The sequence below is a fragment of the Streptomyces agglomeratus genome (assembly GCF_001746415.1).
GTDB lineage: Bacteria > Actinomycetota > Actinomycetes > Streptomycetales > Streptomycetaceae > Streptomyces > Streptomyces agglomeratus.
Map to the genome: position 1 here is coordinate 571,150 of NZ_MEHJ01000002.1, position 12,280 is coordinate 583,429.

Below are 12,280 nucleotides of genomic sequence, written 5' to 3' on the forward strand. Positions count from 1 at the left end.
TCTTCGCCCCCGTGGCCCCTCAGAGGTGCCCGTGATCATGCGTTCGGCGACGCTACCAGGGCTGACTACACACCCATTGCCGAGGATCACTCTCCGCTGGCGATCAACAGCACGTTCACCTGGTCATCTGGCCGGCTCCGTGAAAGGGGCGTCGGTGCGCCCGACTTAGAAGCCACGCACAGGTTGGCTGATACGAGCCGGTGTGTGGCGGGGAGCTGACCTTGACCAAGGTCCGTGAGAGCTGGTCCGCTTATGCGCGATAGGGCGTCGGATTCGGGGGTTGCGTTCGTGACCCGAACTACAGCTGGAAAGCTGTGCCGCGCCACAGGCGGCCAGCCCGAACGGACCAATCCCTGCTCCGTCAAGACGACCCACGTATGAGGCTCCGGCGGGGGACAGCGGGGAGTACGAGGTGTCCTCCCCGCTGGCGCGGGGGTGTTCCGATGATCGGCTGGGGCAAGTCCTACGCCAAGATGTCCTCCCCGCTGGCGCGGCCAGCCCGCGGGATCCGCCCGGTCCTCGACCTGGAGTCCTCCCCGCTGGCCCGGGAGCATTCCGGCTTGCAGCGTGGCGATCTGCTCGGCTTGACCTCCCCGCGTGCGGGAATCTTCCGGAATCGGTCGACGCTGCTCCCGCTCTTCGCCCGTCTCTGCGGGAGCGGCTCACCTGTCATCTCATTGGTTCTGCTTCCAGGCGCGGATCTCCAGACCGGTGATGGGCGTCCCAGGCACGATGCGCCCTGTGTCGACCAGCCACCTCTGCACCGCAGCCGCCACGTCGCCGCCAGCGGCATCCACCATGCCTTTGAACTCGACGGCGTCGAAGCCCTGCATACCGGACCCCGGACCGCCCGTGTTGTTGGCGTAGGCCCGTTCTTCCGTACCGTCGCGGCGCTGCACGACGTAGCGTCGAACGCCGGGGGAGTCGTCCATACGGCCGGCATCGTGCGTGAACGCGCCTTTGCGTGCCCGGACTGTGAACGCGATCAGTCCTTGGTTCACGGCCGCGTCCTCTACGACGGGGCGAAGTCGGCTCGCACCAGACGCGATGTGCTGCCGACCGGCCTTGGCCAGCGACGACGACCAAGCTTTGACGGGCTTGCCGTCAGGCCCCACAACGGTCCTGCCCCGCTCGTCCTTGACCGTCCTCTCGGCTCTGATGCGGTTCTTGCCCCGGACCTTCGCCTTGTACCCCGCCTTGTTCAGCCGCGGCTGAATATGAGCTCCGGCCAGAGCTTTGAGGCTGGTGGTGTCCTGCGGTCCGCCGGCCTGTACCTCCTGGACTACGGCCCGCAGCGCCTCCACCATCGAGGCGCCCTTGTTCTTGGTGAAGAACTGCGAGACCAGGGACGGATTGCGGCCCAGGATCTCCCCGACCTGCTTCTTGTTAAAGCCGGCGTCCATTAGTTGCTCGGTGAGCCGCGCCGCCTCGTTGCGCTGGGCACGGCGGCCGCCGCCGGTGTCCCGCCTTCTGCGCGGCGTCACGCTGCCACCCCCTCGTCCTCGTCTGCGTACTCGTGATCGGCGTGCGTGGTGGTGTCGTCGTCGAACTGGTCGTCACTGCCGGTGCCACATCCGTGGCATTTCCATTCGGCGTTCCACGTGACCTCCCCAGTGCGGTCACAGTCGTGCCCTGACGATGCGGTGTCGTCGTCGTCCCACACCGCTTCGCCGGAGGCACCGCACTCCGGGTGCTCCCACCTGCCGCCCCATGCCACCTCAGCGTTCACAGCTCCTCCGCCTCCAGAGCCTGCCGGCCAAGGGCCTGCAGCACGTAGAACTCCTCATCGGTCGTGGGTGTGCTCTGCTCCCAGGACATCGCGCCCTTGAGCAGGTAGTCACCCGGCTCGCCGCTGTACGGCCAGTCGGGACGCACCGAGCTGTAAATAGCGTCGGTGCGGAACGCGAGGATCGACCCCGCAGGCAGGTGCAGCGCACCGGCACGGGCAGGCTTGCCCGTCTCTGGGTCCTTCGTGCCGGTCGGGCCGGACAGCAGCGCGGCCCGGGCCGCCGACCACACGACGGCCGCCCATTCCGGGTGCGCGTACTGGTCACGGGCGAAGCCGATGTTGCGCTCCCAGGTGACATGCGTGTCCGTCAGGCCGGTCAGCCGGGTACCGTCCGGGATCTCGGGGACCTCGCCGCCGGCACCGAGCTCGAGGGAACCGGTGGTGATGCGAGGCCGCTGCGCGAACGTGCCGATCCCGTACAGCAGGATGCTGCGGACCGCGCGGGAGGCGAGCCGCGCGGCCTGGCGCTGCTGCTCGTCACCGTGGACCTCGCCCAGGGCGCGCAGCGAACGCCACACGTCCTTCAGCTTGTTGGACCAGTCCTTGAGCGGGTCGCCCTTCTCCCAGACCAGGCCGTCCAGGATCTCGATCCGCCAGGGCTGGAGCGGGTTGCGCAGCGCCAGGTTGACCTCGGCGCCGCCCGCCCAGGTGATGAAGGTGCGGCCGCCCTCGTACGGGTAGCGCCAGGACCGCTCCCCGGGCGCGGGCGCCGGCAGCAGCCCGACGTGGTCCCAGTCCCTCGGGATGGTCACCCGCACCTGCCAGTGCGACGGCGAGAACAGGGCGTCGGCCTGCTCCTTCTCGCTCATGGCGGCGAACGCGGCCGCGGTCACCCGCTGCGGCACGCCGACGCCGGAGGTCCAGGTGTGCTTGGCGTAGGCGAAGGTGCGGTCGGCCTCGTACCAGCCGGGCACCCGCTCGGGAACGCGCGGCGGGGTGATCAGCTCGGTGCGGCCCTGCCCGGCGGTGGCGTGCAGCAGGCCGCGGATCTCCTGCGACATGACCGGGTAGCCGTCCGCCCACTTCGCGCCGGCCTTGGCGGGGATGGTCCGCGACCACAGGTCCCGGCCCGTTTGCGACGGCGAGCCCATCAGTACGACGTCGTCCCAGTGCCGACGCAGCGCCTTCCACAGTTCGACGAAGGCGGCGCGGATGGTGGCCGGGTCGGCGCCGGCAGGGTCGAACCACTCGCCCACGCTGCGGATTTCGCTGTGCTGGTCCTTGCCGCGCTGCCAGCGGCCCACCGGATTGCGGGGGTGGACCAGGTGCCCGGCCTGCCGGTCCTTGCCGCGCGAGGACTCGACCTGCCAGCCCTCCGGCAGCGGCCCGTTCAGCCACTCGGCCACGGCGTCCTTGAGGAACTGGTGGCGTCCGGCGTTCTGGTGCCAGGGGTCGCCGGCCGTGATGTAGATGCGCTCCACGTCCGCAGGGACCGTCGCGTACACAGCGGTGAGGATCTCGGCGACGCTCGCGCGTCCCAGGTCCAGGGTGACCGTGCCGCCCTGCCACACGAGCACGCCCGTCGCGGTGTCCAGGAAGGCCATCTGCCGCGTGGCCTGCTTGAAGTTGGGCCGCTTCGAAGCCAGGTTCGACTCGGCGTAGATCCAGCGGTCGCCCGCCACTCCCTCGGGAATCGACGGCAGTGTCCGCTCCTGCGCCCCGTCCGGAATCACCGCTGCCGGGGCGACCGGCGCGGGGGAGGGAGCTGCCGCCGTGGCCGGGGCGGGCTCGTCGAGCACGTCCAGGTCGAAGGCGCCGTCAGCGGCTGCTTCGCGCGGCCGGGTGAGCGCCGCTGCCCTGTCGTCGCCCTCCAGGCTCTGGGGTCGCAGGTCGGGCGCGGGGGCACCGGCCGCTTCCTTGATCGGCCGTACGCCCTTCTGCGCCTCCGGGGGATCTTCAGCGGAGGCACCGGTCACTGGCGACTCCGCAGGCGCGCTGACGGGCGCCTGTGGCCCCAGAGAGGGCACCAGGGCCACCACGTCGATCACCGAGAGGCCGGCCGACGTCGCAAGCCGGTCTGACTTTGCCTTCTGGTAGGCGCCCAGCGCCCGGACCTTTTCGTCCCGCTGAGCACGCAGTTTGTCAAGCTCGGCTTGCAACTTCGCCAGCTGTCGCTCGCGGGGCTTGATCTCGTCTCGGACTCCGCGGAGCTCGGCCAGGCCCTCGGTGTAGGTCTTGCTATCCATCTGGCTGGTCCCCCTATGCCTGGGCCATGTCAACGAAGCGTGAATAGTGGAGCTGGGATGCGACCGTGATGGTCGCTGTGGGGCCATTGCGGTGCTTGCCGACGATCAGATCCGTCTCACCAGAGCGTGGGCTTTCCTTCTCGTACGCATCATCCCTGTAGAGCAGGATGACCATGTCGGCGTCCTGCTCTACGGACCCGGACTCGCGCAGGTCGGAGACCTGCGGCCGCTTGTCCTGACGCATCTCGGGGCCACGGTTGAGCTGAGACAGCACCACGATCGGCAAGCGCAGCTCCTTGGCCAGCAGTTTGAGGCTTCGCGAAATGTCCGAGACTTCCTGCTCCCGGGACTCAGCGCGCCGCCTGTTGCCGGTGGTGACCAACTGCAGGTAGTCGATGACGATCATCGCGAGGTCGGGCATCCGCGTCTTGAGGCGGCGGCACTTCGCCTGAATCTCTTGGAGGCTGCGGGCCGATTCGTTGATGTACAGCGGAGCCTCGCTGTACTGCTTGACGGCACCCGCAAGTTGCAGCCAGCCGTCGTCGTCGAGCGTGCCGGACCGCAGGTGATGCAGAGCGACCGTGCCTTCGGCGGACAGGCACCGCATGTTGAGTTCGTCGATGCTCATTTCGAGGGTGATGAACGCGGCGGGCCGGCCAGCGCCGGGGATCGGCTGCTTGTTCTTGCCTTTGGGCATCGTGCAGGCCCTCGCGAAGTCCATAGCCAGGGTCGACTTGCCCATGCCTGGGCGTCCGGCCACGATGATGATCTGTCCCGGCTGGAAGCCGTTGGTGAGCGAGTCGAGGTCGGTGAAGCCGGTAGGAACGCCGGTCATCCCGGTGTCCGACTCTGCTGCTTGGATGAGATCAAGCGTTCCGCCGAGCGTGCTGCTCGGAGTGTGGAAGTCATCTGCGCGGTCGCGGCCTTCCGTGACGGCCGCGATCTCGGCGGCCGCACTAGCAGTGATCTCATCCAGCTCGCCGGCCCCTTCGTACCCCATGTGCACGATTTTGGTGCCAGCGGCGACGAGGCGGCGGAGCACGGCCCTTTCTCGAACGATCTCCGCGTAGTGCTCGGCATTGGCCGCTGTCGGCACTGCCTGAACGAGGGTGTGCAGGTACGAGGTGCCGCCGACCTTTGCCAGATCACCCGACTTTGAGAGCTCATCAGCGAGGGTGATCGGGTCCACCGGTTCGTTCTTCGCCCGCATGGCGATGATCGCGCTGTAGATCATCTCGTGGGAGGGGCGGTAGAAGTCATCGGCGGCCAGGACGTTGGACACCTCATCGATGGCCAGCTGAGAAAGGATCATGCCGCCCAGGACTGACTGCTCGGCGTCAAGATCCTGCGGGGGTGTCCGCTCGAAACCGGAGGAGTTTTGCTGTCTCCGGGCCGGCAGGAACGTCTCGGGAACGTTGTCAGACTGATCGGGACCGGCGGTGTCGGCAGGTGCGACGATGGCCACCAGGTTCTCCTTCTGCGAGGTAGGGGTTCCCGAGCGGCGGCCGGATTCTTCGCGGGAACGGCCGCCGCTCGCATTCTCGGGCTGGTCAGATCGCCGGCTTGCGCAGGCCGGCGAGGAGCTCGGCAACCTTGTCCGGCATCGGAACCGGCGTGAAGTCCGGCTCCGACGGCAGGTCGGAGTAGCGGCCTGCCGCCCGTTGCGGTGGAACGCCCTTACGGCGCCCGAGGCGGCGGGGAAGATCTTCAATCCGGCTCCTGAGAGTCGCGGGGAAGCGCTTCACGCCCTCCGGGTTCTGGGTGAGCTCAGCAACCAGCGCGTCGTCGAGCTCCCAGCCCTGGTCACATGCGGTCACAGCCAGCAGGGGAGCGAGCTTCTTCGCGGTCACGCGCCCGGCCGTCCATGGGCGGGGCAGTTCCTGAAGGAATGCCTCGGCAGCAGCAACGGCCTCGTCGGTGGACGTGTCGGAGACGGATGTCCCCTCCCCCTCCTCCCGCGCCGAAGGCGCCATGTGACCCGAGGTGTTCGTGAGGGGGTAGGGGGAGGAGGTTTCCACCTCCTCCGGGGGGTGTGGGGGGTGACCGACCCATCCGTTGGAAATCGCAGTGTCGGCCTGACCTGCACAGACGTCGGTTTCCGACACGTTGGAATCCAACAGATGGGTGTTCGACGCGTTGGAAACCAACGACAGGGTCTGACCTGCACGGACGTTGGAATCCAACGGATGGGTATTCGAACTGGACGACCCATCCGTTGAAAAACCACCGGTCGGGCTGACCTGCGACGATGTCCCGCCGAGGGTACGGGCGTGCTCAGGGTTGTTGGCGGGGTTCCGGTACACCGTGAACGCCCAGACAGGGCGCTTGGAGTTCGCGTCGTAGCCGACCTGCTCGTGCCGGACGTGGCCGGCCTTCTTGAGGCGGCCCATGACGCCGCGGAGTCGACTCTCGCCCATCTTCCAACCAGACGTCTGGAACTCCTCGGCCAGCGCCTTCATGCCCGACGGCTGCGTCGGGTCACGCAGAAGGAGACGAATCAGAACGCCGTAGTCCTCTGGCTGGAGACCCTCGGCATAGGCAAGGGGCCGGGAGACGACAACCTCCTCCGGCGGCTCCCAGGCCCGCGAAACCGTTGCTGCGCTGAAATCGGCCGCTGACATCTGCTTCACAGATCCACCGCCAGGGAGCCGACGACACCATCGGTGAAGTGCGCGCTCGCGTACGGCACGAGCGGAAAACCCGGCGGCCTCAAGGGCGAGGGCGGCAAGGGCAGGTTGGGGGTCACGGCACACCTCCTAGTGGATGTTGTGCCGTGAACACTCCTCATGTCGGCTTGCCCAATGGCTTGCCCAGGCCACGGAAAGAGCAGACGAGAGGCTTGCCCATCCCTGGGCGTGCCAGGCAAGCCCTGCGCGGGCAAGCCGAAGGCGCTGATACGGTCTTCGCCTTACGCGGCGGCGGCCGCTTCGTTGCGCTGTACGGCGACGGCCCCACCGCCACAGTGACCGTGCTTCGCCCCAACCGCCCCGGTCGTGCCGGCACCGGTCGACGAGCCGGAGCCGGAGCCCGAGCACCGCCGTGCGGTGGAGGGAACCCTCTACACCGCCGACGAGTGGGAGCTGCGCCCCGACCCCGAGGGCGACCGCCCCTGGATCAACCCTGCGCTGCGCACCCCGGAGGGCCGCAAGGCCAGGGCCCGCTACATCGGCCGGCAGGCCCGGCGGCGGGCGCGTAAGGCCGCCGCCCGGCAGCGCACCGTTCATGGCTTCGTGCCGCGTGTCTTCCGCGGCGAGAGGCGGATGCGTGCCTGGGTCGTCGGGGTGGAGGGCGCCAAGGCCCGCGCGGACGTCAACCTCGCCCTGGCCACCGTGAAGGAGGCTGACCGCGCCGCGCGCCGCGCCGGCATCGCGCTGCGGCATCGCGACAAGAAGCGGGCCGGGGCCCAGGCGCTGCAGTTGGAGGCCGGCAAGCAGTTGGTTGTCGCGCAGAGCGCAAAAAAGCACGCGCAGAAGGTCGTCGCGATCCGCGCGGGCGTCACCTACGGCCCGCTGGTCGTGGCCGATGCGGCGGCGTACGGATTCGCGGACGTGTGGGGCTTCCTCGGCGCTCTGGTGCTCAACCTTGCTGGCGCCTCCTGGCTCGGCCGCGACGTCGAAGTGACGGAGGAGGAGATGGAGAAGCTGGAGCAGATCGAGGCTGGCGTCCCCCAGGAGGTCAGCGTCGGTATGACGCCGCGGATGTTCGAGCAGATGGTGCGCCAGGCCCTGACCGAGGACCTGAAGGTCACCCTCTCCGCGCTGCGGGTCGACCCGCACGCCTGGGGCTTTGAGATCCACGTCTGGCTGGAACGGATGAGCCCGGAGAAGATCTCCGCCGGGCTTGACCTGCTGGAGGCCTGTCTGCCCGGCGTGCGGACCGGCAGCATCCTGCTGCAGCAGTCGGCACAGTCCCGCAACTATTGCGTCATTCGCGTGCCCGGCGACAATCCCTGGCAGGCCGTTCCCGAACTCCCCTACCGCGCAGCACAGTCGGTTTCCACGAAGGACATTCACAAGGCCCAGATCGGCGCCGATATGGCCGGCCGTCCCTTGGCCCTGCCGATGTGCCGGACCAACGTCAATGTTGTTGGCGCCAGCCGTTCCGGAAAGTCCACGATTCTGCGGGCCATTTTGGACGCGCTCACCGCGACCGAGGACCAGATCATCATCGGCATCGACCTGGGCAGTGCCGGATCCGGCTTTGGGGGCCTGCGCCATGCGATGCATGTCGTAGCGACTACTCCGGCCCAGGCCCGGGCCGCCCTGCAGTGGGCGCTGGACATCGGCAAGGGCCGTCCCTCTCTGTTCACCCCGCTCGGCATGGGGGAGAACTGGGTCACCTCCCGCGAGCGGCCCGGCATCACGGTCGTCGTCGACGAGTTCCCGGCCCTGGTCCGCGAGAGCCGCAAGGGCTACTACGGCGAGGAGGTCAAGCGGCAGGTGTCCTGGGACCTGGACGGCATGCTCGCCGAACTGGCGATCACCTCGGCGAAGAGCGATGTCACGGAGATCATTGCCGGGCAGGGCGTCACGAAAGAGAAGGTCAAGGACAACACGTGGCTCGTCGAGCTGCCCGTTCAGGTGCTCGCTGCCTGCGACAAGGACGACGTCGTCCAGATCCTTGGTGACGGCATGCTCGCCCAGGGCTGGCGCGCGGACCGGCTCACGCCGGCCATGGGTGACCAGCTCAACGATGCCTCCGTGGCGTACGTGATGGCCGGCAGCGCCTACTGCGAGCCCATCCCGTACCGCGCGTGCTACGCCACTGACGACGAGCTGCTGCGCCGCGGCAAGGAGCGGGCGGCGGCCGGCCTGGTCGGCATCGACGCCGAGTCAGCGAAGTTCAGCCGCATCACGCTGAAGCAGCTGATGGACGCGAGCGCCGAGACGTTCGTGACCGGGGGAGAGGCGCAGGACACCGTCCCGCAGCTGATCACTTCCATCCGGCAGGTCTTCCAGGCGCTCAGCGACCCGAGCGGCCTGCAGCTGGAAGAGATCGCGGCCGGCCTCGGCCAGCTCGACCCCGACCGCTGGGACCTGGCCGCCTTCGACGGCGACGACACCGCCGAACAGGAGGCAGCCCGCGCCGCCGCGCTCAAGGCAGCGATCAAGGCGGTGCTCGCCCCCGTCGGCAAGTCCTGGACGACCGACTGCTACCGGCCGCGCCCCGGCGCGGGCACGGTCAAGGGTTACTGCCTGCGGGGCCTCAAGAAGATCACCGGCGAGGGCCCAGACGGCTCCTGACTGACCGGAACGCGTGAGGAACATGCAGGTCAGCGGCCCGGAACAGCTCGAGAACGCGGGCGGAACACCTCGAGAGATCGGGAACAGTGTTCCGCCCCCGGGCCCCCGTTCCAGCAGCGTTCCCCCGCTCTGACCTGCACGTTTCGCCAGGTTCCTGCCCGTTCCCCGCCCGAAAGATCACGGGAGTCTGTTATGACCTTCAACCCGCTGCGGCCCAACGAACCCGCCGCCGGCTACTACCGGATCACCGCCGAGCGTCGATTCATGTACCTGCAGCAGGACCCGGCCCACACCCTGCGGACCGTCTGGCAGACCCTCCCCGTCACCTGCCCGATCTGCGCCGCCGACACCGGCCTGACCCTCTTCTGCGAGCGCGGCGCCCAGGACGTCGTCCAGGTCCTCTGCCCTGCTGGTCACCTCTGGCCCGAACCCCTCGTCGACTCCGGCCACTTCCGCACCTGCGCCGAGCTCCACGGCTACGTCGACACGCAGCCCGAGGCGCTGTGGATCATCGACGCCGGATTCGGTGAGGAGCCGCCGCCTCCGATCGACTACGCCGCCGAGATCACCGCCGGCGCCAAGTACGTCGCCAAGTACGCCGAGCGCAAGGCCAAAACCCGGATCAGGCGCGCGGTGCGCACTCCGATCCGAAAGGCGAAGAAGAAGGCCCTCAATCTCGCCTTCACTCCCGTCTCCGCCGTCCTGCGCGGCGCCTGGAACCTCCAGGCCGGCGGCGTACCCGCCGACCCGCCGAAGACTGGGAAGTCGGCCGGTACCGGCAGCGGCAGGAAGCGCAAGGGTGATCCCGAGCCCGAGCTGAGGATTCCCTCGGTCGCCAAGTACCGCCGGGCCTATGGCATGCCCGCCCCCGAAGAGGGCCCGGCCTGCCTGGTCTGCGAGGACAGTGGCCGGATCACCGCACCCGGCATCAGCATCGGCTGCACCGAATGCGCCGGCCCCGCCGCCGCGGCGATGGCTGCCGCCGAGCGCAAGGCCGAGCGGGCGCGGACCGGCAAGACTCCGCCACGCCGCGCCTGCCCGGGCACCGTCGGCACGGCGACGGGGAAGAGCGGCGGTCGCACCCCCGTCACCGGCCAGGGCGTCACGGTCGACGGGGACAACAACCAGCCCATCCGCGTCAACTCCCCCGCTGGCGGCGGTGGGCCGCTCACCGCTGACCAGGCCGCCGCCGTCCGGCACGCGGTCAGCTCGGCTGCCACCCGCAACTCCGGCGGCGTGCAAGTCGCCGGTACGAACAACGCCCCCACCACGCGCGTCACCCGTGGAGGCCGCACCTGATCGAGCTAATCGGTAGTCGTCTGACCAGCCAGAACACAAGAAACCCGAACTCGATGTATGCATACTCTTGAAATGAATACTCGGAGTATGCATTATTGGGTTGTCGCAAGCACCCGGGGCGGCCGCCAGGTCGCCAACTCAGCCGGCCGCCCCGGGGCCTTCCAACCGCACCCAACGAGGAGAAGCAGAAGTGACGCAGAAGAACCGCACCGCCGCCCACGCCGGAGCCATCGAGCTGGAGGTCAAGGTCTCCAACGGCCGCCTCAACGTCACGGTCGACCCGCACGCCACTCAGGCCCAGGTCACCGTCCACACCACCGACACCGAAGGCCCGATCGCCGAGGCCGTCACGAACACCACCTTCACCGAGAACGGCACCAAGCTCCACGTGGTCGTCCCCGACGACGACACCAACGCCGGCGCCGTCTTCAGCACCGGTGGCAGCGTCTTCAGCTTCGGCGGCGACAGCATGGTCATCGGCAGCAGCAGCGGCGTGGTCATCAGCGGCGGCGACATCACCATCGGCGGCCGCAGGATCGTCTCCGGCGGCAGCGTCGTCGCCGACCAGGGCACCGTCGTCGCCGGCAGCGGCACCCTCACCATCGACGTCACCCTCCCGGCCAGCTCCTCCCTCGCCGTCAAGACCAAGAACGCCGAAACAACGGTCCGCGGTGACCTCAAGAGCCTGACGGTCGACGCCCGCAACGGCTCCGTCCAGACCGAAGGCGTCGAGACCCTGGAGACCGAGACGCACAACGGCTCCGTCCTGGTCGACCGCGTCGACATCGAGCTGGAGGCCAGCACCCACAACGGCTCCATCACCATCGGCGCCTACAACGGCCAGCGCGGCTTCGCACGCACCCACAACGGCGACGTCACCATCACCGCCACCCCGGCCTCCAGCGGCAGGCTCGCCGCCCGCACCCACAACGGCAACATTCGCGTCCGGGGCGCCAACCACCTGGACCGGAAGACCTCCACCCACAACGGCCGCGTCTGGTAACACCACCGCCCCGGGGCGGCCGCCAGGTCGCCAACACTCAGGCCGGCCGCCCCGGGCCTCCCCACCCGCAGCCCGCAGCACCACTTCACCGAAGGAGCAGCACGTGGCACACATCTCCGCCGAAGCCGGCCAGCCGCGCCCCACCACCGGCACCGCCCGCCGCCTCACCGTTCGCGCCCTGAAGCGAGCGCGCCGACTCACCGATCCGGCCGCCGGCGCAACCATCCTGATCACGGTTGGCCTGTGGCTTACCCACACCGGCCCGGCCTGGCTCACCACCGCCAACGACTGGACGGTCCTGCTGTATGCCGTCGCCGTCCTCGGCATCAAGACCACGGCCGACGCCGTCGCCGAGTACGTCATTGACCTGATCGACCCCGACCGCTGGGACGGCGACATCACGTTCGAGCTCGCCGAGTGCCTGACCCAGCTGCGCGCCGACATCGACAACGGCGCCGACATCGACGACGTCCTGGACAGCCTGCGCGCCAGCAACCTGGTGCCTGAACTGCTCTCCACGCTGCGGAACCTGGCCGCCGAGTACGCCGCCCGCGGCGACGAAGACGAGAACCAGCGGCTGCTCGCCGCCGTCCTGCACCTGCGCAACGCCGACAAGACCATCGGATACCGAAGCGAGCTCGACGCGCTCGAGACCGGAGGCACCTACCAGAAGTACCCACAGTAGTTACGCCCCGGGGACGGCGGCCAGGTCGCCAAACTCAGCCCACCGTCCCCGGGCCTCCCAACCCGCTCCAACCGG

General features: G+C 68.8%; 9 protein-coding genes. 4 read left to right on the plus strand and 5 right to left on the minus strand.

All coding sequences use genetic code 11. The features are described 5' to 3' along the window. Positions 1-674: 674 nt before the first annotated feature. From AS594_RS39230 to AS594_RS39250, 5 genes are all read right to left on the minus strand, one after another. Positions 675-1,484, minus strand: coding sequence for a hypothetical protein (locus AS594_RS39230; RefSeq protein ID WP_069936195.1), 810 nt, complete (start codon positions 1,482-1,484; stop codon positions 675-677). Next, positions 1,481-1,729: a hypothetical protein gene (locus AS594_RS39235; protein ID WP_069936196.1), complete on the minus strand. Its 249-nt coding sequence runs from the start codon at positions 1,727-1,729 to the stop codon at positions 1,481-1,483. The genes AS594_RS39230 and AS594_RS39235 overlap by 4 nt, the downstream gene beginning before the upstream one ends. Next, the gene (locus tag AS594_RS39240) at positions 1,726-3,975 is read right to left on the minus strand and encodes a ribosomal eL19 family protein (protein WP_069936197.1); all 2,250 of its coding nucleotides are present in this window, start codon (positions 3,973-3,975) and stop codon (positions 1,726-1,728) included. Before AS594_RS39240 ends, AS594_RS39235 begins: the two co-directional genes overlap by 4 nt. 13 nt (positions 3,976-3,988) lie before the next feature. Then, complete coding sequence (gene dnaB, locus AS594_RS39245; RefSeq protein ID WP_069936198.1) at positions 3,989-5,440, minus strand: replicative DNA helicase; 1,452 nt, start codon at positions 5,438-5,440, stop codon at positions 3,989-3,991. Positions 5,441-5,525: 85 nt separating this feature from the next. Then, entirely contained in the window at positions 5,526-6,605 is a 1,080-nt protein-coding gene (locus AS594_RS39250; RefSeq protein WP_069936199.1) for a hypothetical protein, read from the minus strand. Positions 6,606-6,968: 363 nt separating this feature from the next. Here AS594_RS39250 and AS594_RS39255 point away from each other — a divergent pair, with 363 nt between their 5' ends. The 4 genes from AS594_RS39255 to AS594_RS39270 all read left to right on the plus strand — a co-directional run bounded on the left by AS594_RS39255 (position 6,969) and on the right by AS594_RS39270 (position 12,205). After that, the gene (locus tag AS594_RS39255; protein WP_069936200.1) at positions 6,969-9,218 is read left to right on the plus strand and encodes an FtsK/SpoIIIE domain-containing protein; all 2,250 of its coding nucleotides are present in this window, start codon (positions 6,969-6,971) and stop codon (positions 9,216-9,218) included. Positions 9,219-9,410: 192 nt separating this feature from the next. Beyond that, positions 9,411-10,517 (plus strand): hypothetical protein, encoded by a 1,107-nt coding sequence (locus AS594_RS39260; RefSeq protein WP_069936201.1) that lies wholly within the window; start codon positions 9,411-9,413, stop codon positions 10,515-10,517. A gap of 190 nt (positions 10,518-10,707) precedes the next feature. Beyond that, positions 10,708-11,520, plus strand: a complete 813-nt coding sequence (locus AS594_RS39265; protein ID WP_069936202.1) for a DUF4097 family beta strand repeat-containing protein — start codon at positions 10,708-10,710, stop codon at positions 11,518-11,520. A 103-nt stretch (positions 11,521-11,623) separates the two neighbouring features. Further along, positions 11,624-12,205 (plus strand): hypothetical protein, encoded by a 582-nt coding sequence (locus AS594_RS39270; RefSeq protein ID WP_069936203.1) that lies wholly within the window; start codon positions 11,624-11,626, stop codon positions 12,203-12,205. Positions 12,206-12,280: the final 75 nt, after the last annotated feature.

Excerpts from the sequence above, each read along its gene's own strand:
- AS594_RS39240 (WP_069936197.1), bottom strand. The coding sequence starts at position 3,975 with ATGGATAGCAAGACCTACACCGAGGGCCTGGCCGAGCTCCGCGGAGTC.
- AS594_RS39260 (WP_069936201.1), top strand. The coding sequence starts at position 9,411 with ATGACCTTCAACCCGCTGCGGCCCAACGAACCCGCCGCCGGCTACTAC.